Here is a 25,040-nt window from a genome sequence, read left to right as displayed (position 1 = left end):
CAGAATTATTTTTTTCCGCCTTTTTCTTTCTTAGTACCATATTTTGAACGGCTCTTCTTACGATCTTTTACACCGGCAGTATCCAATGAACCACGAACGATATGATAACGTACACCTGGTAAGTCTTTAACACGACCTCCGCGGATCAACACGATTGAGTGCTCCTGCAGGTTGTGACCTTCACCTGGAATATAAGCAATCACCTCTACCTTATTTGTCAAACGAACTTTCGCCACTTTACGAAGCGCAGAGTTTGGTTTTTTGGGTGTGGTTGTATACACACGGGTACATACTCCGCGGCGTTGAGGACAGCTATCCAGAGCCCTGGATTTGCTTTTTGCTCTGATGATTTCTCTTCCTTTACGTACTAACTGTTGAATTGTAGGCATTCTGATCCTTTATTTTAAGGGAGGGCAAAGGTAAAGGTGTGAAGGTGATTATCCAAAAAACAACGGGTTGTTTTTTTATATTCTTAAAAGCAGGATTCCAACAGTTTATCCCCAACCAGTTATAAACAGGCTAAAACCTTGGGCAAGCCCCTATTTTATCTGCACATACTCATGTAAACCAAAGCTGCAAATTAAGGCCGAAACGATAGATTCTAAAAAAAGAGCCCTGCTTGTGCAAGGCTCTGATAAATTCAGATAGACTTTTCTTTACCCGTTACCTCTTCCCCTACCCCTACCATTATTATTTCCATTACTATTATTTGCTGGGGTCTGCCCGGGGCTATTTACATTCCTTTGTATTTCCCTTTGCTGATTGTTAGGGTTTTGAACAGGCGCCTCTTGTCGTTGTCTCCGATTCTCATTCGGCCTAATATCAGGTCTTTGTTGTTGCTGGGATCTTTCTATTGTTCTTCTCTCTTGTTGAGGCCTTACATCAGGTCTTTGCTGCTGTTGTTGTCTTTCAATTCTTCCTTGCTCCTGTTGTGGCCTAACATCAGGCCTTTCTTGCTGCTGTGTTCTTTCAATTATTCTTCGTTCCTGTTGCGGCCTTGCATCAGGTCTTTGTTGCTGCTCCGGTCTTTCTATTGTTCTTCTCTCCTGTTGCGGTCTTACATCTGGTCTTTGTTGCTGCTGCGGCCTTTCTATTGTTCCTTGATTCTGTTGTGGTCTTTCAAATGTTCTTCGCTCCTGTCCTCTTTGTTCACGAATCTCTTTATTTGAAGGTCTCTCAGGAATTACTTCATTACTCTTCCTTTCAGGTTGATTACGGATATCATATCTTTCCTTAACAGGTTCATTTCTTTCTCGTCTTACTTCAGGATTGTTTGTACTTCTTGTTTCTATCCTATCGTTGTTTCTTGTATTCGCCCTGTCATTTTTATTATTGGCATTATAACGTTCAAATTTTTTAGGAACATCATTACCTGAACTTTGTCTGCTGATAGAAGGTTTATAAATAGCCACTTCATTTCCCCGAACCCTTATCTTACCCGGATTTCTTGACTCACTAATAGATGTCGAACGAATTTGCGAACCGGTATATCTCTCTGCATCTCTCCGTGAAGGCCCGGTTACATACGAATTATTTCTTGTACTGTAATTATTTATTACAGTTGTGTTATTAATGATCGTTGTGTTTTGCCGCACATCTACATAATAATCGGATATACGTGATGAGTTAATGTATTGTCTTGGTGCAAAACACCAGTAATCATAAGACGGGGAATAACTTCCGAAATAAAGATTTATACTGATTCCCGGGCTCATTGGTGCCCAGCCATAATAGCCTCCGCCATTTCGCCACACTACCCACGCAGGCGACCACTCATAGTCCGGCACCCATATCCAACCATAATAGGAATCATATAACCATCGGCCATAGTGAAATGGCGCCCAGCCCCAGTCATAATCCGAAGCCCAGAGCCAATCGTAATCGTCTGTCCATACCCAATGCCCTCCCGATCTATAAGGATGAAATCCTGAATAACTATCATCCGGGCTCCATACATAACCATAAGATGGATAATATATCCATTCGCCATACGGACTCAGTTCATCATAAAAAGTCTGGAATGATATGCTTGCCGACACCTGTGCCTTTGATTCATTTTGTACCGCACCTGATAGTACCATTACAATTACTATCATGCACGTCTTTAGAGTACGTTTCATAGTAATAAGATTTAGTTGTTAATAAAATTTTTACTTCTCAGGCAGAATGCTTTTCCTCTAAAGCCGCTGTAAAAATTAACTGTGTAGAATTGTTCCTGGTAATAAGACGTAATTATTATGCCAGCCGTTTTGGCTGTCAGAGTTTTAAGTAGAAATTATCAGTTAATTGATTGTAAATACTGGTTGCAACATTCTTTTAAGAAATCATCTCTCAATAAATAGCAATCGGGGAGAATAAAAACAATGAAAAATCTTACTTACAATATTTTGAGTAAAAAAGTTGTAATTGTCTCTATCGGAAACATAATTAAATCTTCCACATCCAATCCCATTTGTCTTCCAATCTTCCCTCGCGGATATCTGTGAGTTGCTTTTTGATTGCAGGCGCCACTTTCCATGCATCCACATCAAATTTCATTTCAAAATCTTTATAGCGAAGCTCCTTTATCGGGGAAATAGTTGCAGCTGTTCCTGTTCCAAATACTTCCATCCTTTCACCAGCTTTATAAGCAGTTATCACTTCATCGATGCTGATCTTTCTTTCTTCTACTTTCAAATCCATTTCTTTTAACAATGTAAGTACACTGTCACGGGTTACACCTTCAAGTATCGTTCCTTCTTCAAGGCCGGGAGTAATTGCAGTGTTACCAATAATGAAAAACACATTCATCATGCCACATTCCTGTATGTACTTATGTTCAAAAGCATCCGTCCACAATACCTGATCATACCCCATCTTTTTTGCCTCGGCTGTAGCTTGCATAGAAGCACCGTAATTGCCGGCGGCTTTTGCAAAACCAACACCACCGGGAGCAGCTCTTGTATATTTTTCTTCTACCCACAAACGCATTGGCGCTACATGATAAGGCCCGGTAGGACTAAGAATGATCATGAACTTATAATTATCTGAAGGCTTCACTCCTATCACTTCATCACTTGAAAACATGAATGGACGGATATACAATGAATGATCGGCAACATCGGGTATCCAGTTTTTATCTAAAGCGATCAATTGGCGCATGCCTTCTATAAATAATTCTTCAGGCACTTCTGGCATTTGCATGCGGCGTGCAGAATTATTAAATCTTTCAAAATTTTTATGCGGACGAAAGATGAATGCTTCTCCGGTTTGATTGGGAAATGCTTTGATCCCTTCAAAAATTGCCTGGCCATAATGCAATGCAGCCAGTGATGGACTGATGGAAAATTGCTGATAAGGTTTTATCTGAATATTTGTCCATTGGCCATTTTCAAAATCAGCCTCCAGCATATGATCGGTATAGAATTTACCGAAAGGAAGATTTTCCAGTTTTATCTCACTGAGTTTGCTCTTATTTATTTTTGTTACAGGTATCGCCATTTCCGCAATCATATTTAGGTTATTTTGCATTGCAAAGAAACGGAAAAAGCGGTTAGCGGTTTCAATAAAAATGCAGTTTCACTTATGAGTTTGAATGATATTCACTTACCACCAGGCACGATTGCTGATTTGTATAAAAATGTTTTGATTGAATCCGGTCAATCGATAAGCCGGATCGAGACAAAACAAACAAAACAAAAAGACTCTACCAGTTTTTTAGGCAATAATAAAAAACAGGTTGTGATAATTGTAAGCTATGAAGATGCAGTGCATATTCCCGATGCACAGTTAAATTTTTTAACCAGCATACTTACTGCCTGCAAGCTTAACCTCGATGATATTGCAATTATAAATTTTGCCAGATCATCCGGGAGATCTTCTAAAGAACTACTTAAAGAAGTTCCGGCAAAATCCGTTTTATTGTTTGGTGTTAAAACAGAATCGCTTTCATTACCCATCAGTTTTCCCCTCTTCCAGGTTCAGTTTTTTGACGGCATTAATTATCTTTCATCGCCACTGCTTGATGATATCGAAAAAGATAAAACATTAAAAGGCCAGCTCTGGACCAGTTTGAAAAAACTATTTAACCTGTAATAAGTTTTTATGAAACTGATTTTTGCAACCAATAACCAGCACAAGGTGGATGAAATAAAAACAGTGGTGGGTGATAAATTTGACATCATCACATTGAAAGATGCTGGTATTGATATTGACATACCCGAGCCACATGATACGTTGAAAGAAAATGCTTCTGAAAAATCAGGAACGATCCATCGGCTTACTGGTCTAAATTGTTTTAGTGAAGACACCGGACTGGAAGTAGATGCACTGAACGGCGAGCCCGGTGTAAAAAGTGCCCGATATGCCGGTGAAGTAAAATCGTTTGACAAAAACATTGACAAATTGCTTGCAAACCTTCAAGGCCATCAAGACCGCAGTGCCCGTTTCAGAACAGTTATCTCACTCATTCTTGATGAAAAGGAATATTTTTTTGAGGGAGTATGCGAGGGAAAGATCATCGATGACCAGCGTGGGAACAATGGCTTTGGCTATGATCCTGTGTTTGTTCCCGAAGGCGAAAACCGTACATTTGCTGAGCTGGATATGTCAGAAAAAAACAAATTCAGTCACAGGAAAAAAGCTACTGATAAACTCCTGTCCTTCCTCAAAAATAGTGCAGAAAAAAACACCCAAAATTGAATCTTCAAAGCAACCTCAATATCACTGACAGCGACTTAATAAAGGGCTGTTTGGAAAATGACCGGCGTATGCAGCAGGAATTATACAACCGGTTTGCTCCAAAAATGTATGGCGTTTGTCTCCGCTACACCGGTAATGGTGATGATGCACAGGATGTTCTCCAGGATGGATTTGTAAAGGTTTTTAGAAAGCTCGACAGCTTCCGTAGCGAAGGATCTTTCGAAGGCTGGATCCGGAGGGTGTTTGTAAATACGGCGATTGAGCATTTTAGACGGAAGCATTACATGCAGCCGGTAACTGAAAGGGAAGAAAATACACTTGAATCAAAAACGCTGACCGCATTGGATGGCTTGAGTGAAAAGGATATTCTGAAGCTGGTACAGCAGCTAGCACCGGGTTACAGAGCGGTTTTTAACTTGTACGTAGTAGAAGGTTATTCACATAAAGAAATTGCAGAAATGCTCGACATCACAGAAGGCACAAGTAAATCACAATTATCACGGGCAAAAGTGATCCTACAAGATATGATAAAGCAACACACTGGAATTGTAAGATGAGTGCTGAAAAAAAATTATACAACCTGGAAGTAAACCCACCGCAACAGGTGTGGGATAAACTTGCTGTTTCACTCGATGAGCTACAGGTAGAAAATACTTTTAAAAAAAAATTACTCGGCGTAAATGCAAACCCGCCAGAAGGGGTTTGGGAAAAAATTGAGAACAAACTTGAAATAGATATTTCTGAAGAAAGGGTCGCAACCAAACTTTTAAATATTTCAGAAACACCTCCTGCTGAGATCTGGAGTCAAATTGAATCGCAGCTTACAGAAGAAACATTCAATCAGAAATTTTCGAGGCTTAAGAATTTGGAAGTAATACCTCCCGAAAATAACTGGAGTAAAATTCTTACAGCACTTGAAACTAAAACGAAGGTTGTTCCTTTCCGAAAAACAAGTAAACAATTCATCCGTTACGCAGCAGCAGCTGTAATTATCGGTATGCTTGCATGGGGAAGTGTTCAATTGATGAGTGGAAATAGAACAGCTGAAAACAATCTTGCAAAAGAGGAGGCAAAATCGCCGGCAACGAAATCAATTCCGGAGGTTACCAATAATCCGCCATCTGAAAATTCAAACACTGAATCAACACAGACTTTAGAAAATTCCGAAGAAATAATTGCTTCAAATAATACTACAACTAAAACAAAGATCCGCAGAACGAAAGCATCGAATAACGTTTCGGTAGCTTCTGTAACAGTGCCACAAACCTCGCATGCAAATTCCGAAGAAATAATTGCAGATATAAATTCAATACAAAAAAACAAACCAGCTGAAACAGGTAATGTTGCCGCTGACCCCACTTCTCCACGCTATCTTGTTTATCTTAATGATGAAGGCGAACTGATGAAAGTTTCAAAAAAGCTTGCAGACATGAAATGCTTGTATGATAAAAATGGTGAAATATCACAGGATGCATTGGCAAGTATCAACAACAAGGCTTGTAATGACCTTGTAAAATCATGGCAGGAAAAACTTTCAAAAACACCTATGAACCTCTCTTTTAACCCGCTTGAAATGGCTGATATTTTAAAATAACTGGGTTTTATTATTTTTATCAAAAAAGAACCATGGCCAAAGTACAGGTAGATCTTCCTGAAGAGTTCAATTTCAAAACAGAAATACCAATTCGCATATCCGATATCAACTATGGCGGCCATGTTGGTAATGATGCTGTACTTACTTTGGCACACGAAGCAAGAGTTAGATTCTTTAATAAAGCAGGCTATGGCGAATTGAATTTAGAAGGGATTGGCACTATTGTTACAGATGCAGCAATTGAATATAAAGGAGAAATGTTTTATGGCGATACAGTTATCATTTCTATAAAAGCAATGAACTTTTCCAAGATCGGTTTTGAGCTTTACTACAAAATGGAAAAAGAAACTGATAAAGGAAGAGTACTCGTAGCGAAAATTAAAACAGGCATTCTCGGCTATGATTATTCGAAAAAGAAAATTGCTAACATACCGGAAATAGCAGTTGCAAAAATCTCAGCATTATAATTCTTAGCGGAGCTGCTATTTCATCTTTTGTATCTCTGCCAGTAATTGTGAAGCAAATGAACTGTTCAGGATAACGAGTTCATTATACTTATCCAATGCAGATGCTTTATTGCCCGTCTTTGCGAGACACATACCTGAATAAAATATAGCGACTTCGGATTTTGTTTTTGCAGCTAATGCCGGTTTAAATATTTCGATGGCTTCACTGTAGCGGTTAAGGGAATAATAAGCATAACCTAATTCAACAGAGGCGGGAATATTTGATGCATCTGTATCTAAAACTTTTAAGAGGTAATAAGCTGCACTATCATATTTCTTTTGGCCATTATAGCACCAGCCGATCCAATAATTTGTTTTTTTATGTGTACTGTCCATTTTAGCCCCTTTCAGGTACCAGCTTAGTGCCTGTTCATTGTCATTAAACTTTTCCCTGAATAAATCTGCCAATCCTATAACTGCAAGCTGGTAATCGGGCTTTAAGCGAAGTGTTTCTTTAAAATATTTTAATGCTGAATCTTTTTTATCGAGTGAATACCATGCATGAGCCAGTTCACAATAAACATTGTAATTGTTTTTCAAAAGCGTATTGGCTTTCTGTAAAGCAGTCACAGCTTCCTGGGACCTACTGAGTTCATTCAGGCACCAGCCTTTTTCTAACCAGGCTTCGCCAAAATCAGGTTTCAGGTTAGTTGCTTTATTCAACAGTTCCAGTACTTCATTGCAATTGCGGGATTTTTTAAACTCCATTGCCTTATTAAAAAGTTCAGAGGGAGTTTCCTGGCCAATAAGATTGCTCAGCAATAAGAAAAAAGAAACAGTAAGGTTGATAATTTTCTTCACGGGATTTGTTGATCGATCAGCACATAAATTTAATCACTAACTCAGTCATTCCAAATTTTCCAGCTTTCTACTGCCTGGTTCACCAGCATTTCATACCCATTCTTTATAACGGCTCCGTATTTTTCACCCGATTCAAGAAAAACTGTTTTAGCAGGATTATAAATCAAATCGAATAAATAATGCTTATTGCTCATCGCTGAGTAAGGTAATGACGGAAACTGATTAACTGCAGGTTGCATACCTAATGGTGTAGTATTGATAATAACAGGGTAATCCCCAATATTATCCGCTGTAATAGAATTATAACCTGTTTCAACACCTTTTGGGTTTCTCGATACAACCTTAAATGGAATTCCAAGTTTAGTCAGCACATACTGTATAGCCTTTGAAGCACCGCCTGAGCCAAGTACCAGGGCCTGCTTATGATGAGGTTTCAATTCTTTTACAAATGATGCTTCAAACCCAGGCACATCAGTATTATAGCCATACAACTTCGCTTGTATTATTTTAATGGTATTGCATGCGCCAATCTCCTTTACTGTTTCCGATGTTTCATCCAAATAAGGAATAACCTGCTCTTTATAAGGAATAGTAACATTGATCCCTTCAAGACCTGGATTTTCGTTGATTACGGCCCGCAATTCATCAATTGAAGCAATAGGAAAATTCAAATACCTGCAATTCTGTATGCCTTCTTTCTCAAATTTCTCAGTAAAAAATTTTTGAGAAAAAGAATGCGACAACGGGTATCCTATCAGCCCGAATAATCGCATCAGGCTTGCTTTTTTTCAAGAAACAGGTGGAAGGTATCGCCTCTTAAACCTAATCGCATCGATTCAAGTGGCAGTACTTCATTAGGAGCAATATTTCCAAGATTGACATTGCAGCCAAGTAATTCAATAAAATATAATTGTTGTGCCTTCTGTGGCGCTTCCCAGATAATTTTTTCACCGGGTATTTGTGTAAGGATTTCCTGTACTAAACCTTCTCTTACTTCACCAGAGCCGCGGTAAATACCCACATTACCTGCTTCTCTTGCTTCAGCGATAACATAAGTGGCCCCGGCATTTAATTCGGCACGCATCAGCTCGATCCATTTATAAGGTGGCATAATATGCGCTGCATCCTTACTGCCCACTTCGCTTAACACAGTTCCGTGTTTGGTAAGTTTTTCTATATAACCACACTTCTCTGCATGCGGTATGGTTATAGAACCATCGCTTACTTCCATATATTCGATCCCATATTCCTTGCATACTGAAATATAATCTTCAAACTGGTTGCGGATAAGAAAGGCTTCAAATAAGGTACCTCCGAAATAAATTGGAATATCATAGGTACGGTAAACATCCAGTTTATCACGAAGAGTAGGGGTTACGAATGATGTGCCAAAGCCCAACTTGATAATATCAACATGTGGGTGGGTTACACTCAAAAAATTTTGAGCTTCAACCACGCTGAGGCCTTTATCCATTACCATTGTCAATCCTGCTGTACGTGGTTTCAAAAAACGATCGGGGATCTGGCTAAGATTAAAATTCATTACTTATTTTTTTAAGCCGCAAGTGCTCTGTTTGAAATACTTAACTCTTTCACAGGCCGCAAAAATAGGGAAGAATAAACAGAGTACTTCTGAAGATTATCACAACATGAACTGAAGCTTATATGGATTTTTTCCGTTTATATTTTGCAATCAGGTCCACTACCTGGCGATTTTGTAAAATAGATGGGTTAAAATCAACAAACTTTTTAAGCAACCGGGGCGATGTTTCCATGGCTTCTTCCAGTTGAAGCAATGCAGCTTTGTTTTTTCCCAATGCAAAAAGCACTGAGCTTTTATAAAAAAGAAAAACGGGTTTATTATCTGTATAATGCAATGCAAGATCAGTGTGATCATAAGCATCATCATATTTTTCTGCATAATACAAACAGCGGATCAATGCCTCCCAACCCGGCGCATTTTTGGGTCGCAGGTTTACAGCTGTTTTAAAATATTCAATCGCATCAGTAAATTTCTCCATCCGCAGGTAACATTCACCCATCAGTAGATGAAAATCAGGGTGGCGGTTGTTGATCTTATTTGCAAACTCCAGTTGTTTGATGCTACTACTGTAATTTTCATCATTAAAATAAGTACATGCTATTTTATAATACAATAAACTATTCTCTGCATTCAGGTGAAGTGCTTTCCGATAATACAATCTTGCCTGCGAATAATTCTTTTGTCTATCATAGCAATAACCGATCGCTTCGTAAATAACATCTTCTGGTTTTGCCAGCTCAACGACTTTGAATAAAGCTTCATTTGCTTCTTTATATTTTCTCAGGCGGATATAAGCATCGCCGATATTACGATAGGCATAATCAAATTTTTCATCAATTGCAATTGCATACTGGTAGGCGTCAATTGCTTTTTCATAAAGTTTAATGCCCTGGAAAGCGGCACCAAGATTGAACCATGCAAGATGATTGTAAGGAAACCTATCAATGATACTCTGATGCAAACGAATACCTTCCTCATTGCGGCCCGTAAAATCTGTCCAGAAACAAATTTTATATAAAGCTTCTTCATTATTTGGTTCCTGTTCCAATACCATTTTCAGGCAATCAAACACTTTTTCAAAATCTTCATAGAAGTCATAGATATCGGCCATTTCGAAAAGCAATTCTATTCTATCATCACCTTCGAATCGCTCAAGTGCATTATTCAAAACAGCAATTGCTTCTTCTTCCAAATCCAAGGCGAGATATGCATCTGTTTTGCAGATATACAGGTTCAGGTTGTTTTTATCAAACAACTCTGCTTTTTCAAGTATATCTAAGGCTTTTTGATAATGCCGGGCTGATAACAATACATCTGCTTTTTTTATGAGCAGGTCGGCTGACGAGGGAAATTGTTCAATTGCTGATTCAGAGGCTTCTAATGCGTTTTTCAGGTCATCCTTATCCTGGTAGTAGCCGATTATTTTTTCGAAAGCTTCTTCCTCAATATATAAATGGGATTTGCCTGCCCTGAGTTTTGAGTATTGGTTCAAAAGTTCCTGTAATTCATATCTGTCCTCACTGAATTGATTTTCTTTTTCTGTCATGGTTTTCAATAATTTAAGGTGGATATAGTAAGAAAAGAACTACGTTATATGCTACAATTTAAGGCAATTAATTCTTATGACTCAACTTGGATTTTTCCCCATTTGTGTAAAAACCTGTGGAAAAAACCGATGCCTATGTAACAAAATCAACTAACCTAACGTTAAGAAGTATATAAAATTATTACAGACGGTTTGGTTTCCTTCACTTTTTAACTCTATTTTTGTAAGGCAATGAATAAAAGTCTAAACAATATCAAGAAGATTGCACGTATCAAGTTATCGGTGTTCGCACTGATAGTTGTATCTGCATTCGGTGCCTATGCAACTATGGGCATTTATAGTTCAGGTAAAAATTCTGATAGACCTAAAACAAGATTGCTTGCACAAAAGTCTACTTTAAAACCTGGAACTTTTTCTTTGAAGTCTGGTTATGAATTCCGTGGTGGAAGATTGCTTACAACAAACAAACCTTCTTATATCAATCTTAATGGTGCTGCTACTTACCAGATAGGTAATACTGCTTATACAGTTCCAATGAAAAAACAATTCCTGATGGGAAAGGTTGTTGTAAACCCACGTTGATCTTCTCTTATTTCGATCCCGTTTTATTTGATTTAGTTTCTTCGTATGTGAGTACTCTATATCCTGATTTAGGTATTTCAAACTTTGCTGCAGGTATGGGATCAAAGTTGATATTGTTTACTATATAGGTATGTACGTCGCCACCTTTTACAACTCCATATTCCATAGCAAGACCTGGTAGTCCTCTGTTGAGATACTGAAAGTCATTATTGGAAGGAACAAGTTCTTTTGTAAAGAAAACCGTAAACGTAGTTTTAGCACTATCATTCAGATTTCCTACCGCTTTCTGGCATTTATAGCCCGCAATTGTTTTGTATTCTTCAAAATAAGTAAATGTTATATTCTCATATTTCTGATTATACTCTTTCCAGTTTTTGGGGGTCATTGTTATCATATACTTCTGGGCACCCCATTCACGCAATACAGTTACATTCCCAGTATTGCCATCTATAATTGTATGCTGGTTGCCCAGCGGTGTTATCATTTCAGTCCGGCTTGAGTTTGCCTTAAGGTAAATAACACTTACAGAGCCGTCAACTGCATCTGCAGCTTTCGGCTTGGCAGCCGATGTAGTAATGGTAATATCATAAGAAATGGTCGCCTCTGTCAATTTTCGCTGTGCCTGCAACTGTGCGAAAACCAGCAAACCAATTAATAAGGAGTAAATAGCTTTCAAGTTCATTTTAGTTTTTATTTAGCCTGTTCCTGAAAAAGATGTACCAAATTACTCAAATAGTTGCAATGATAGATAGTATTAACTAAAATGAACAGGCATTTGGAAAAAACGAATCCCGCCGTTGGCGGGACTCACTATCATAACAATGTCTTAACGGATCACTTCTTTCCCTTCTGCTGTACTTGTTTCATTTTCTTTTGCTGTTCCTGCACCTGCTCAAATCGTTCCTGCCATTTCGATTTGGTCTTTGGCTTCTTTCGATTGGCCTCGATCTTCACTAGTATCTTGTCATGGTCAATAATATATTTCTGAATAACGATCTGTATCAATAAGGTTACAGCATTTGAAACAGTATAGTACCAGGTTAATGCCGCGGGGAGTCTATTAAAGAAGAATAAAAGAAATACAGGGAAAATATAAGGCATATACTTCAGCACAGGATTACTCTGATCAGGAGTCATGCTCATGCTGTAGATTGAAATAAGGAAGCTGGTAATAGTAGCAGTAAGATTGAATATACTGATATGATTTCCTAATATCGGAATATTAAAGCCAAAATGTATTACACTATCGTAAACGGACAGATCATTGGCAAACCAGAAACTTTCGCCACGCAAAGCTACATTGGAATTAAAAAAGCTAAATAATGCAAAAAAGATCGGTATCTGAAGTAATGCAGGAATACAACCGCCCAATGGATTTACACCGGCTTCACGAAACAATTTCATTTGTTCCATACTCATTGCTTGCTGGTCAGCGCCGAATTTTTCTTTCAGTTTTGCAATCTCCGGTCTTAATGCTTTCATCTTTGCACCACTCAGGTAGCTTGTATAGGTCAATGGTGAAATAAGCAGCCGTATGATAAATGTTAGCAATGCAATAACCAAACCCATACTGACCACATTATTTCTGAAGAAGTCAAAAATCGGTATGATCAAATATTTGTTGATAGGGCGGACAAACGTATAAAAACCCTGGCCAAGATTGATAAGTTTGCCCATATTCATATCATACTTTCTAAGCAGCTTGTAATCTGACGGGCCATAATAAATACTGAATGCTGCTGTTTGATTTCCTGTTGCAGGCATTTCCACTTTCAAATTTGCATCAAATTGTACAACCGTTCTTTGACTATCAGAAGGCAACACCCAACTCATCTTACCACCCTTGAAATTATTTTTTGCAACCAGGATTGTATTGAAGAACCGCTGACGCACTGCCAGCCATTTTACTGACTTGTCAAATTCCTTTTCACTCCGCTTGGCAATATTGTAATAATCAAACTCATCATCCATTACAAAACCGATCTGTGTATTTTGCTTGTCATAATCGAAATCGCTTTCCTGCGCAACTGCTTTGTAATTCCAGTTCAGATTCATTACACCACCGGTCAGCAATTTATTAGCACCGTTCATTTCCACATTAAAGTCGATCATGTAATCATCTTTCTTAAGTATGTAAACATGCTTTACAGGAATACTACCTGAGCTATCAGATGAAGGAAGCGAAAATGAAACCGTCTTTGAACCGTCAGTATTTGTAGTTATTACAGGATCAGAAAAAAAGAAATCAGTGATGTCTGCTACTTTTCCTTCTGCTGTATTGATCGGGTAAGAAAGTTTATCATAATCAGTGCCAGCCAATTTTACCAAATTGCTATCCCTGGTTTTAAAATTTTTGAGTTCAACAAATTTTGGCCGACCTCCTTTGTTAGTAAAACTGATACGCAATAAATCATTTTCAACCACTGTTATTTTTTCAGTACCAGTAATTGCATTTTGAAAATTGCCGGCTTTACTTATTTTATTTGCAGAGTCAGCATGGAGTGAATCAATTTTTGCTGTGGCTGAATCAACTTTTGGAGCATTTGCTTTTTTTATGCTATCCTCACGTTGCTTTTTCTGTAGTATCTCAAGCTGGATTGCCTGGTTCTTTTTCTGATCTCGGGAATTGATCCAGAAAAAGCCTACAAACAGTACACCCAACAAAGCGAAACCAATAATGGTATTACGATCAAAGTTCATTCCTTGGAAATTTAATTAAGGCGGCAAAGATAGGTGTTCGGAGGCAGTCGTCCGTAGTTGATAATCAGAAGTCGGTGAATGGAAATTCCGAATTAAAAAACCTGAAACATGGTCAGTATTCCTGACTCCGAACTCCCGATTCCAAACTATTATATCATCTCGCTTTGAAGCAACGGGTTTTTCACCTCAGTTTTTTTTTCCGAAAATTCTTTAGCTGCTTTGATAAAGCTTACAAAGATCGGCTGAGGGTTTTCAACTGTGCTTTTTAATTCCGGGTGGTATTGTACACCGACGAAAAATGGATGTGCTGGTATCTCAATTATTTCAACCAGGTTGGTTGCAGGGTTTTTACCGCTGGCAATCATACCTGCAGTTTCATACTGTTCAAGATATTTATTATTAAACTCCCAACGATGCCTGTGACGCTCAGTTATATTTTCTGAATTGTAAATTCTATTTGCCAATGTTCCCGGCTTAATAGCACATGGATACGAACCTAACCGCATCGTACCACCTTTTGCAGTTATCTTTTTCTGTTCTTCCATCAAATCGATAACAGGGTCGGGAGTGTTTAAATCCATTTCTGTAGAATGTGCTTGCTTCATACCTAAAATATTTCTTGCAAACTCAATTACCGCCATCTGCATACCCAAACAAATTCCGAAGAATGGTAAACTATTTTCACGGGCATATTTTACAGCCACTATTTTTCCTTCCACTCCACGATGACCAAAACCCGGAGCTACCAGTAATCCATCGAGACCGGCTAACTTTTCAGCTACATTATCATCTGTAATAAATTCACTGTGCACATTCACCACCTGCACCTGGCATTCATTCATTGCACCCGCATGTATGAATGATTCCAAAATAGATTTATAGGCATCCTGTAGTTCGATATATTTTCCAATCAAACCAATAGAAACTTTACTTTTCGGATATTTTAATTTATCCAAAAACTCTTTCCATTTACCAAGCTCAGCTTCCTTATACCCTGTTATATTTAATTTCTTCAGACAGATCACATCCAGTCCTTCACGCATCATTGCAAGTGGCACTTCATAAATAGTAGGTGCATCGGCAGCTTCTATCACTGCTTCCTGTCTTACATTACAAAACTGGGCAATCTTTCTTCTCAATTCAGGACCTAGTTGTCTTTCGGTACGGCAAACAATTATATCAGGATGCACACCTTCCTGGCTCAGCATCTTTACACTGTGCTGGGTAGGTTTTGTTTTTAATTCTTTTGCAGCTTTTAAATAAGGTATAAGTGTAAGATGAACAACAACAGTATCCTCTTCAGGTAGCTCCCATTGCAACTGGCGCACAGCTTCTACAAACGGTAAGCTTTCGATATCACCAACTGTTCCGCCAATCTCTGTTATTACTACATCAAACTGGCCGGTTTGCCCCAGTTGCAGCATCCGTCTTTTTATTTCATCTGTGATATGCGGAATTACCTGGACGGTTTTTCCAAGATAAGCCCCTTCTCTTTCTTTATTGATCACTGTTTGATAGATACGTCCAGTCGTTACATTGTTTGCCTGGGAAGTAAACAAGTTCAAAAATCTTTCGTAGTGTCCAAGGTCCAGATCAGTTTCAGCGCCGTCTTCTGTTACATAACATTCACCATGTTCGTAAGGGTTTAGCGTACCGGGGTCAACATTAATGTAAGGGTCCAGTTTTTGAATGGTAACACGCAGGCCTCTTGCCTGCAAAAGTTTGGCAAGCGATGCTGCAATGATGCCCTTTCCCAAAGAGGAAGTAACACCACCCGTTACAAAAATATATTTAGCCATATCAGGTTATTTTCAGATTTAGTTTAATACAAAAGGATCCCATGTCAATTGTTTTTTCTCATCCGCATAAACAAAAAAAAACGCCCCACTGTCAATTCTCTCAATGTTCAAATAACCTTCTATTGACTCAGTTCACAACCAGTAAAAATCGTTGAAAAATTTCCGGTCCAATCTTGACCCATCGTATGGAAACTGTAATAATATTTCCGGGAGGTCGTACAAAACTAAAAGAAATAATCTTACTGTAAAAATTGAATTGATTTTTTGTGGAAAAGTAAGGAGGGTTTGAAATTACTAACCGGTTTTAAAAGGAAAAACTACCCTTGTATTCTGCGCTGACCCTTTGCCAATCACGGTTTTGGTAAAAACTAACAACCCTTTCCTATTTTTTGTAATCCCGGATTTCAAGAGCCAAAGAATGCGCTGAATAAAGCAGATGGGAATAAATTTATTTCTGTATGAGTATTATTTACCATTGGGTAGATGGTAAAGACATTATTTATTCAACCTCTTTTTATTAAGTTCCGGGGTTTTGGCCCGGCTGATATTACGTTCTATTACACTCAGCAAATGCTTTGATTCAAAAGGTTTTTCAATAAAATCGTCTGCCCCCGCATAAGTGGCTGCGGCAGCTATATCCGGCGAAGCGGAGATCATTACAATAGGGATATTACTTGTAGAAGGATTATTTTTTAAATAACGGCAAACTTCCAGCCCATCAACACCCGATAAGAGTTTATCGATCAGGAAAAGGTCAGGGATTTTAAAATTGTTTTTGAATATTTCATTCGCATCCTCTTTCAATTCAATATCATAACCGGCCTTTGCCAAAATGATCTTAAATATATCCCTGAGACTGGAATCATCATCTGCAACGAGAATTTTCTTCTTCATTGTTAATGGCTGGGCAAAAGCCATGCCTTTACCACCTGGACCAATTGTTTTCTTTCCTCCCCTGTTTGTCTTTATCTTCATAATCTTAACGTTTAAACGGTAGTGAAAAGCAGAAAGATGATCCTTTGCCTTCTGTACTTGTTACACTCATAATGCCACCCTGCCTTTTCACAATTTCAGCTGCAATATATAAGCCCAACCCAAGACCGGGGAAAGTATTCAACAACGGTTCTGTTACCCTGAAAAATTTGTCGAATACTTTGTCTACAAGATTTGCGTTTATTCCTATTCCAAAATCCTGCACACAAACGGTTACTTGTTCCGCCTCAGTTTTTGAGGAAACTATTACCTGTTTTGCGCCAGGAGAATATTTAATAGCATTACTGAGAAGATTGGTGATCACCTGCCCGATCCTGAAACGATCGCCAAACAATTCTGCTTTGCCATCAAGTTTTAAAATGATCTTATGTGTTTTAGATGCTCTTTGCATATCCTCAGCCACTTCCTTTATCAACTCATTCATATTGTAATTCTCTTCTCTGAATTTTAATTTACCTCCTTCAATGCGTGTAAAATCCAGCAGGTCCACGATCAATACATTCAAACGGTCCACCTGTGCCTCCATCTTGTGCAATAATTCCACAGATTTTTTATCATGAGCCTTCGCAAATACATCCTGCAATATTTGGGAATAGGCTTTTATACTTGTTACCGGCGTTTTTAATTCATGACTGGCAATGCCAATAAATTCATCCTTTTGCTGTTCGAGGATCTTGCGATCTGTTATATCACGATAAGTGGCGATAATGCCATTGATCCGTATATCATCCATCATGTTACGGCATACGGCATCAATAGTGCGATAAGTTCCATTTTTATGCTGCAGACGGAACTCGACATTAATGTTTTGCCCGGGATTGGCGACGGCACTTTCCAGCATTTCAATTTTTTTCTTTTTGTCATCCGGGTGAACAATCGAATGTTTAATTATATTTTTTCCCATTCTTTCTTCCGGTGTATATCCCAGCACAGTTTCTATAGCCGGACTTTCATACATTATAGTTCCATCGGGGTCGAAGATCGTTATGATGTCAAAAGCATTTTGCAGCAGAATCTTGAATCTCTCTTCACTTTCTTTTAATTGGACCTCTGCAATTCTTTTTTCTGTAATATCTTCAATTGCTAACAGGATCAATGAATCATTCTCACCCAGTGGAATTCGTTGGGCATTTAATAGCATTACCTTTTGCCCGATACTGAGAAACTTATGACTTACTTCAAAATTTACCACATCAACATTTTCTGATTGTACCCGGAGCAGTTGCTCTCTTAATTCCGGAATATCCCATTGATGGTTTCCTAATTCAAACAGGTAGCGGCCTTCTGTGTCCCTTGGATTTGAATGAAATGTGTTATAAAATCCTTTATTGGCAGATTTTACGTGCAGATCCCCGGAAAGTATTATAAGTGATTCATGTATGGTTTCTACAATGGCTCTTTTATATTCACTAAATTCTTTTAATTCCAGGTTACGATTTTGTAATTCTTCATTAATAGTTATCAGCTCTTCATTGGTTGATTGCAACTCTTCTCTTGAAGTTTCCAATTCTTCATTAATGCTTTGCAATTCTTCATTGGACGAAAGAACTTCTTCGTTGGATGACTGTAATTCCTCGTGGGCCGCTTCAAATTCTTCACTGATTATTTTCAGGTGTTCTTTTGCACCTGCCAATTCCTGTTCCAGTTCGCTGATACGTTTTTCATTTATATTTTTCTGAACTTTCTTGCCGTTATCTTTTGGGGCCGGCAATAAAGAACGTTTTGATTCTTTAAATAAAATAAGAAAGTGTGGACTGCTGGATGGGGTTTTAAGCGGATTTACCTCGATCTCTATTTCTCTTGAATGCCCGTTATCTGAAATAACAAGACCCGCTTTTTTCACAGCTATTTTTTCTTTTTTGGCCCGGTATAAAAGCTTTCTCAGATCAAAGGCAAGGTCATCCCGCACCAATTTTAAAAGATGCAGGCTTGCCTTTCCTGATGCAGGTTGTAAATAATGAGAAGCTGTTCCAAGAAATCGTTGTACCTGCAGGTCCTTATCAACGACTACGCTGGCAGGTATATAACGTGAAAGCAATATCTTTTCTATTTCCTTATCGATATTATTATTCGAAATGCCGGTAGCTAAATTTTTCTTATGATCAGGAATATTTTTATCCTGATAATAATTGGGGGGCTGGATCGTGAAATTTCCATTTGTTGGCCCCTCCTTTCTTTTATAAACCTTATTCTCTTTATCTGCTACAGTAAATAATTCCTGAGCACTGCTGATCGTTTCTGATTTACCCAGGAACAGGTAGCCTGTAGGTTTTAGCGCATAATGGAATGTAGTGAGTATTTTTTTTTGACCAATATGCTCCAGGTATATCATTACATTCTGGCAACTGATCATGTCCATTCTTGAAAAAGGAGGATCCTTGAGAAGATTATGCGGTGCAAAAACACAAATATCCCTGATAGATTTTACTATCTGGTAGCTGTTATCCACCTTTATAAAATACTCCTTCAACCTTTTTGGAGAAACATTTTCCAGCAAGCCTCTTGAATAAACCCCCATCCTGGCTTTTTCTATCGCCTTTTCGTTAATATCTGTAGCAAAGATCTGTACAGGTGTTTGAATAGATCTTCCCTTTAGAAATTCGAAAAGACAAATAGCAATAGAATAAGTTTCCTCGCCACTTGCACAAGCAGGTATCCAGATGCGAAGAGCATCGGTTGGATTTCTATCCTTCATCAGCGCCGGGAAAATTTTTTCTACCAAAAAAGCATAGGAACCGGGCTCACGGAAAAAACTTGTCACATTGATCAAAAGATCACTATACAATAGTTCTACTTCATCAGGATTTTGCTGTAAAAACTTTACATAATCAGCAGCTTTGGTTTTTCTGTGCAAAAGCATCCGGCGCTGAATGCGGCGATTAATTGTATTTGGTTTATAATAAGAAAAATCAATACCACGTTTATTATGCAACAGGAAGAAAATTTTCTTTAATTCAGTTTCGCTGGTTTCCGTTTCGGCTGGTTTACTGGCAGAGTTAATTGAATTAATAATTTTTGGAAAATCTTCCAGTTGCTTTGCTATTTCTTTTGGAGATAGTATAAAATCAATAAAGCCGGTATCGATGGCACTAAGTGGCATGCCCATGAATTTTGCCGAATCATCCTGCGCAAAGGTGATCCCGCCTTCTGCTTTTATTGATTGAACCCCGACAGAACCATCCGTTGCCGAACCGGAAAGTATAACAGCAATTGCTTTGTTTTTATAAACCGGTGCCAACGCATTTAAAAAGAAATCTATTGAATGATAAACCCCATCTGATTTGATACGGGGAGAAAGTCTTAAATGACCATCTGTAATGCTCATATATGTGTTAGGCGGGATCACATATACATTATCTGCCTTCACTTCCATACCATCTTTCACCTGGTGAACAGGCATACTTGTTTTTCTTTCCAGCAATTCAGGTAAAATACTTTCATGATCAGGTGCAAGATGCTGAATGATAACATAGCTCATTCCAAGATCAGGAGATATGTTTTCCAATAATTTGGAAATGGCTTCAATACCGCCGGCAGAAGCACCAATAGCTACTATAGGAAAATCTTTAAACCTGGCAGGTTTTTTATCTTTTCTTTCAATTGATTTTTTAGAAATTGAACGAGGGGGGGCCTTACGCTTGTTTTTACCAGCGGTGCTAAGTATTTTTTTCTTATTGGTGATTTTCGTTTGCTTCTTTGAACCCTTTCGATTCATTGTTGATTCTTTGATGTTTTGGTACACCTAAGAGTTTCATCAGGATGTGTTGGAGATAAAATTTTTAACAAGGTAACATTTATACCCCCCCCCCCACTATTTTTCAATGAGTTTTTTTTCGGCTTTTTGAATTCAGTTGCATTGCAACAGTTTCATTACTTTTAATGTTAAACCATGATTATGAGAAAAATATTTTTTGTTATTTGTTTTGGAATATCCGGACTTACAGTTTTTTCACAAAAAACTTATATCTGGTGTGGTACATTGATCGATGCTATTTCTGATGCACCAAAAAGCAACGTAACTATTGTGATCGATGGGAATAAAATTGTTTCTATAGAAAACGGATTTACCAATTTGCCTGCCGGAGCAAAATCTGTTGACCTTAAGACCAAAACTGTTATGCCCGGATGGATGGATATGCATGTACATCTTGAACAGGAAACTAATCCCAACCGTTACCTCGAAGTATTTCAATTGAATCCTGCCGATATCGCATTTAATTCTATTCGTTTTGCTGAAGTGACACTTATGAGTGGCTTTACAACTGTCAGGGATCTAGGTGGCAGTGGAGTAAATATTTCTTTGCGCAATGCCATTAATAAAGGATTGGTAAAAGGTCCCAGAGTATATACGGCCGGAAAAGCGATTGGAACAACCGGCGGACACGCAGATCCCACGAATGGATATCGCAAAGATCTAATGGGAAACCCCGGTCCGAATGAAGGGGTTGTAAATGGAGTTGATGATTGTCGCCAGGCTGTAAGGCAGCGTTATAAAGACGGAGCTGACCTCATAAAAATTACTGCTACCGGTGGTGTATTAAGTGTTGCTAAAAGCGGACAAAATCCTCAATTTACAGAAGAGGAGATAAAAGCTATCGTGGAAACAGCAAAAGATTATGGATTTAAAGTAGCAGTACATGCTCATGGTGCAGAAGGAATGAAACGGGCCATCCGTGCCGGTGTAAATTCAATTGAACACGGATCATTAATGGACGACGAAGCAATTGAGTTATTTAAAAAATACGGAACATGGTATGTGCCAACTATTACTGCAGGACAGGCTGTTGCTGATTCTGCAAAAAAACCAGGCTACTACCCACCACTGGTTGTACCTAAAGCATTGGAGATAGGCCCTAAAATAAAAGGCACTTTTGCAAAAGCATATAAGGCTGGTGTAAAAATTGCTTTTGGTACCGATGCCGGTGTTTACAAACATGGACTGAACTGGCTTGAATTTAAGTATATGATAGAGGCAGGAATGCCTGCAATGGAAGCGATAAAATCAGCAACGATCAATGCAGCTGATCTGTTAGGAGAAAAAGATAAACTGGGAAGCATCGAAACAGGGAAACTGGCCGATATAGTAGCTGTAGATGGTAATCCGTTGACAAGCAGCGATGCCTTCAACAAAGTAGTCTTTGTGATGAAAGACGGTGTGATCTATAAACAATAAAAATGAAGCGTTGGTGTTTGATATTTTTCATAAGCATCTTCAAGATGCCAGTGGCTGTATGGGGGCAGCGAATGTCAATGGTATATACTCCATCACCGAATTTTCTGCAAACACATCTTGTATCGCCCAACTTATTACCTGTTGCTAAAAATAATTTACCTGTTTACCGCATTGAAATAATAGATAACCGGTTTGATAATACCAAAATTGGTTTTCACCCGGAATATAAAAAAGCCCCAAGGGAAATACGTCTTGCCACTCCGCTTAATGAGATCATAAAAAATATTTTTACGCAAGGTATTGGCCTGGATGAAAATGCTGACCGGAAAATGATCATAGTGATACAGAAATGCTGGATCACTTATCATGCAGATAGCAGGTATAATATTTTGAAAAAAAACCTGCTATCGGAACTGCAATACAATATTGAATGCTTTACGGCCCGTGATACTAATTATTATCCACTGAAAAGATTTACCGGGAACATAAACCTTAACTATGATGAAGAAATTACAAGCCAGCATTTGTTTGACTCGCTGGTTCATTTAATTCAACTGGAGATTCCTAAATTAAAAACCGGGGAACGAGAAAGCTCAAAAAATGTTATTTCAGAAGACAGGCTGGATAATTATATCATTAAAAAAAAATCATCTGTACCACGCCGTTATACTTATGGTGTTTACATGAGCTATGAAGATTTTTTAAACCAAAAAGCCATTACTGACAGCATTGATATTATTCCTTATAAAGATTATTATGAAAGAGATGTTGTGGCTGCACATGTGAACATTATTAAGAACGGACTTGTGGAACCCTGTACCAAATACTGGGGATACTATAATGGCCGATATCTTTTTTACAATACAGGCAATGGATACTTCATACGTTTATTTCCTGTTGGCGGACAATTTGTTTTTGCTGATCTTCAACAAGTGGCATTAAACTCCAAGAAGAAATCAATTACAAGTGAAATACTGATTGGCAAAACCACTTATGATATCATAAAAGATTATGGCAAGGCCTATCACCTTTTCTTTCAACTGAATTATGAAGATGGAAAACTGTATTGATCAGTCGCAGTCTGCAATCGCCATTCGGCAGTCAAGTACCTATAAAACTGCTTTTACTCTATTATCAATAAGAATATCAAATTAAAGATTGGGTGTCTGGTCTGCTGATTACCAACTGCAAACTGCTGACTGGTGATTGCCGATTGCTACCTCAGGTTTTCCAGCATATCAGAAGTCATTCTTTCCAGGTCATATTCTTCTTTCCAGCCCCAGTCCCTTCTTGCAACCGAATCATCAATGCTTTGCGGCCAGCTGTTAGCGATGTTTTGGCGATAGTCGGGTTTGTATGTTATAGAAAAATCAGGAATATGTTTTTTTATTTCAGCCGAAATTTCTTTTGGCGAAAAACTCATTCCTGAAATATTATAAGATGTACGAATAGAAATCTTTTCCGCCGGTGCTTCCATCAGTTCTATCGTTGCACGGATAGCATCCGGCATATACATCATCGGCAGGTAAGTATCTTCTTTCAGGAAACATTCATATTTTTTTTCTTCCAGTGCTTCATGATAAATTTCAACTGCATAATCTGTAGTACCACCACCCGGTGCAGATTTATAGGATATCAAACCGGGATAACGGAGACTGCGAACATCAATACCAAAACGATGATGATAATAATTGCACCAGAATTCACCGGCATATTTACTAATACCATAAACAGTTGTCGGTTCGATTATCGTTTGTTGCGGACAATTCTGCTTCGGACTTGTAGGGCCAAATACAGCAATGGATGAAGGCCAGTAAACTTTATGAATTTTTTCTTCTTTTGCAATATCAAGCACATTCAATAAGCCCTGCATATTCAAGTGCCAGGCAAGATGTGGATTTTTTTCTCCCGTTGCAGAAAGAATAGCTGCCAGTAAATAGATCTGTGTAAAATTTTGACGGATCACCTGCACATGCAACATTTCTTTATTCATTACGTCAAGGCTTACGTAAGGTCCCGTTCCTTCAAGTAAAGGATTTTGCTCCCGCAGATCGGAAGCAACCACATTTGCATTACCATATATTTTTCTTAATGCAAGAGTAAGTTCTACTCCTATCTGTCCGGAAGCACCAATAACTAGGATTTTTTCTTTAAGCATAGCAAACGATTAGGCACAAATGTCAAACTCCGGATTGCAAATTCCAAATCCTAATTCTTTTGATTGGCGACTTACTCAACCCCTTACCAGCAGCTAAGATTATACAAAGACTTTTGACTCCTTATCTTTGCCGCTATGGAAAAATTCCTGAAAGATTTATTTGCCCATCAATCATACGATGAAAACAATTTCTTTTTGATCGCAGGACCTTGTGTGGTAGAAAGCGAAGAAATGATCAATGAAATTGCAGATAAGGTTTCAACCATTTGCAAAAATCTTGGCATCCCTTATATTTTCAAAGCATCCTATAGAAAAGCAAACCGTACATCTGCTTCTTCATTTACCGGCCTTGGTGATGAAACTGCTTTAAAGATGATCGCTGACGTTAAAAAGAAATTTTCTTTACCAGCCACAACAGATATTCATACAGCACTGGAAGCAGCAATTGCTGCAAACTATGTTGATGTTCTACAGATACCGGCTTTTCTCTGTCGCCAAACTGATCTGTTAATTGCCGCTGCCGAAACAGGAAAAATCGTGAATGTAAAGAAGGGACAGTTTGTAAGTGGCGAAGCAATGCAATTTGCTGTAACAAAAATTCAAAACGCAAATAATAAAAATGTTTTGCTAACCGAAAGAGGAACCACATTCGGTTACCAGGATCTTGTTGTTGATTATCGTAATATCCCAATCATGAAACAATTTGCGCCGGTAGTAATGGATTGTACGCATTCATTACAGCAACCCAATCAAACAAGTGGTGTGACTGGTGGCAATCCGCAAATGATCGGCACTATTGCCAAAGCAGCTATCGCAACCGGTGCTGATGGTTTGTTTATAGAAACACATCCCAATCCTTCCATTGCAAAAAGTGATGGAGCCAATATGCTCAAGCTTGATCTGCTCGAAGATCTGTTAAAGCAATTAGTAAAACTTAGAAAAGCAGTTGTCTGAAAATAAAACAG

At 38.3% G+C, this 25,040-nt stretch carries 22 protein-coding genes; 9 read left to right on the top strand and 13 right to left on the bottom strand.

The features are described 5' to 3' along the window. Nucleotides 1-5: 5 nt before the first annotated feature. From E6H07_11545 to E6H07_11535, 3 genes are all read right to left on the bottom strand, one after another. Complete coding sequence (locus E6H07_11545) at nucleotides 6-389, bottom strand: 30S ribosomal protein S12 (GenBank protein ID TMI63412.1); 384 nt, start codon at nucleotides 387-389, stop codon at nucleotides 6-8. A 267-nt stretch (nucleotides 390-656) separates the two neighbouring features. Beyond that, nucleotides 657-2,120 carry a hypothetical protein gene (locus E6H07_11540; protein ID TMI63411.1) on the bottom strand — a complete coding sequence of 488 codons (1,464 nt, stop codon included), beginning with the start codon at nucleotides 2,118-2,120 and terminating at the stop codon, nucleotides 657-659. Nucleotides 2,121-2,427: 307 nt separating this feature from the next. Further along, the gene (locus tag E6H07_11535; protein TMI63410.1) at nucleotides 2,428-3,492 is read right to left on the bottom strand and encodes a branched-chain amino acid aminotransferase; all 1,065 of its coding nucleotides are present in this window, start codon (nucleotides 3,490-3,492) and stop codon (nucleotides 2,428-2,430) included. A gap of 72 nt (nucleotides 3,493-3,564) precedes the next feature. Between E6H07_11535 and E6H07_11530 the strand changes: the two genes are divergently transcribed. The 5 genes from E6H07_11530 (at nucleotide 3,565) to E6H07_11510 (ending at nucleotide 6,741) form a co-directional block, all read left to right on the top strand. Beyond that, nucleotides 3,565-4,074 (top strand): hypothetical protein, encoded by a 510-nt coding sequence (locus tag E6H07_11530; protein TMI63409.1) that lies wholly within the window; start codon nucleotides 3,565-3,567, stop codon nucleotides 4,072-4,074. Nucleotides 4,075-4,083: 9 nt separating this feature from the next. Beyond that, entirely contained in the window at nucleotides 4,084-4,680 is a 597-nt protein-coding gene (gene rdgB / locus E6H07_11525; protein ID TMI63408.1) for an RdgB/HAM1 family non-canonical purine NTP pyrophosphatase, read from the top strand. Nucleotides 4,681-4,748: 68 nt separating this feature from the next. Beyond that, nucleotides 4,749-5,237, top strand: a complete 489-nt coding sequence (locus E6H07_11520) for a sigma-70 family RNA polymerase sigma factor (GenBank protein ID TMI63407.1) — start codon at nucleotides 4,749-4,751, stop codon at nucleotides 5,235-5,237. Continuing rightward, on the top strand, nucleotides 5,234-6,274 hold the full coding sequence (locus E6H07_11515; protein TMI63406.1) for a hypothetical protein: 1,041 nt from the start codon (nucleotides 5,234-5,236) through the stop codon (nucleotides 6,272-6,274). Before E6H07_11520 ends, E6H07_11515 begins: the two co-directional genes overlap by 4 nt. A 32-nt stretch (nucleotides 6,275-6,306) precedes the next feature. Beyond that, complete coding sequence (locus E6H07_11510) at nucleotides 6,307-6,741, top strand: thioesterase (protein ID TMI63405.1); 435 nt, start codon at nucleotides 6,307-6,309, stop codon at nucleotides 6,739-6,741. A 15-nt stretch (nucleotides 6,742-6,756) separates the two neighbouring features. Here E6H07_11510 and E6H07_11505 read toward each other — a convergent pair whose 3' ends face one another. The 4 genes from E6H07_11505 to E6H07_11490 all read right to left on the bottom strand — a co-directional run bounded on the left by E6H07_11505 (nucleotide 6,757) and on the right by E6H07_11490 (nucleotide 10,670). After that, entirely contained in the window at nucleotides 6,757-7,581 is an 825-nt protein-coding gene (locus E6H07_11505; GenBank protein ID TMI63404.1) for a tetratricopeptide repeat protein, read from the bottom strand. 41 nt (nucleotides 7,582-7,622) lie between these two features. After that, complete coding sequence (locus tag E6H07_11500) at nucleotides 7,623-8,354, bottom strand: shikimate dehydrogenase (protein TMI63403.1); 732 nt, start codon at nucleotides 8,352-8,354, stop codon at nucleotides 7,623-7,625. Beyond that, nucleotides 8,354-9,124, bottom strand: coding sequence for a phosphosulfolactate synthase (locus E6H07_11495; GenBank protein TMI63402.1), 771 nt, complete (start codon nucleotides 9,122-9,124; stop codon nucleotides 8,354-8,356). Before E6H07_11495 ends, E6H07_11500 begins: the two co-directional genes overlap by 1 nt. Before the next feature lie 118 nt (nucleotides 9,125-9,242). Next, a complete protein-coding gene (locus E6H07_11490) occupies nucleotides 9,243-10,670 on the bottom strand; it encodes a tetratricopeptide repeat protein (protein ID TMI63401.1) in 1,428 nt (475 codons plus the stop codon). A gap of 231 nt (nucleotides 10,671-10,901) precedes the next feature. Between E6H07_11490 and E6H07_11485 the strand changes: the two genes are divergently transcribed. Beyond that, the gene (locus E6H07_11485) at nucleotides 10,902-11,252 is read left to right on the top strand and encodes a hypothetical protein (GenBank protein TMI63400.1); all 351 of its coding nucleotides are present in this window, start codon (nucleotides 10,902-10,904) and stop codon (nucleotides 11,250-11,252) included. Nucleotides 11,253-11,259: 7 nt separating this feature from the next. On the opposite strand, the gene E6H07_11480 is transcribed toward E6H07_11485, so the two are convergent. The 5 genes from E6H07_11480 to E6H07_11460 all read right to left on the bottom strand — a co-directional run bounded on the left by E6H07_11480 (nucleotide 11,260) and on the right by E6H07_11460 (nucleotide 20,459). After that, entirely contained in the window at nucleotides 11,260-11,934 is a 675-nt protein-coding gene (locus E6H07_11480) for a DUF4412 domain-containing protein (GenBank protein ID TMI63399.1), read from the bottom strand. 152 nt (nucleotides 11,935-12,086) lie between these two features. Continuing rightward, entirely contained in the window at nucleotides 12,087-13,952 is a 1,866-nt protein-coding gene (yidC, locus tag E6H07_11475) for a membrane protein insertase YidC (protein TMI63398.1), read from the bottom strand. A 149-nt stretch (nucleotides 13,953-14,101) separates the two neighbouring features. Next, entirely contained in the window at nucleotides 14,102-15,751 is a 1,650-nt protein-coding gene (locus E6H07_11470) for a CTP synthase (protein TMI63397.1), read from the bottom strand. Between the two features lie 495 nt (nucleotides 15,752-16,246). Then, nucleotides 16,247-16,726, bottom strand: a complete 480-nt coding sequence (locus tag E6H07_11465; protein ID TMI63396.1) for a response regulator — start codon at nucleotides 16,724-16,726, stop codon at nucleotides 16,247-16,249. Nucleotides 16,727-16,730: 4 nt separating this feature from the next. Beyond that, a complete protein-coding gene (locus tag E6H07_11460; GenBank protein TMI63395.1) occupies nucleotides 16,731-20,459 on the bottom strand; it encodes a PAS domain S-box protein in 3,729 nt (1,242 codons plus the stop codon). 180 nt (nucleotides 20,460-20,639) lie between these two features. Here E6H07_11460 and E6H07_11455 point away from each other — a divergent pair, with 180 nt between their 5' ends. Together E6H07_11455 and E6H07_11450 are read left to right on the top strand one after the other, a co-directional pair. Then, a complete protein-coding gene (locus tag E6H07_11455) occupies nucleotides 20,640-21,917 on the top strand; it encodes an amidohydrolase family protein (GenBank protein TMI63394.1) in 1,278 nt (425 codons plus the stop codon). Between the two features lie 2 nt (nucleotides 21,918-21,919). Next, nucleotides 21,920-22,987, top strand: coding sequence for a hypothetical protein (locus E6H07_11450; protein TMI63393.1), 1,068 nt, complete (start codon nucleotides 21,920-21,922; stop codon nucleotides 22,985-22,987). Nucleotides 22,988-23,133: 146 nt separating this feature from the next. Here the strand turns inward: E6H07_11450 and E6H07_11445 are convergent, their stop codons facing one another. After that, the gene (locus tag E6H07_11445; GenBank protein ID TMI63392.1) at nucleotides 23,134-24,075 is read right to left on the bottom strand and encodes an L-threonine 3-dehydrogenase; all 942 of its coding nucleotides are present in this window, start codon (nucleotides 24,073-24,075) and stop codon (nucleotides 23,134-23,136) included. Between the two features lie 135 nt (nucleotides 24,076-24,210). Between E6H07_11445 and E6H07_11440 the strand changes: the two genes are divergently transcribed. Further along, the gene (locus tag E6H07_11440) at nucleotides 24,211-25,029 is read left to right on the top strand and encodes a 3-deoxy-8-phosphooctulonate synthase (protein TMI63391.1); all 819 of its coding nucleotides are present in this window, start codon (nucleotides 24,211-24,213) and stop codon (nucleotides 25,027-25,029) included. Nucleotides 25,030-25,040: the final 11 nt, after the last annotated feature.

The sequence above is a fragment of the Bacteroidota bacterium genome, from assembly GCA_005882315.1.
Taxonomy (GTDB): Bacteria; Bacteroidota; Bacteroidia; order Chitinophagales; family Chitinophagaceae; genus VBAR01.
Note: the sequence above shows the minus strand (reverse complement) of the source record. Positions and strands in the feature narration are given on the sequence as shown.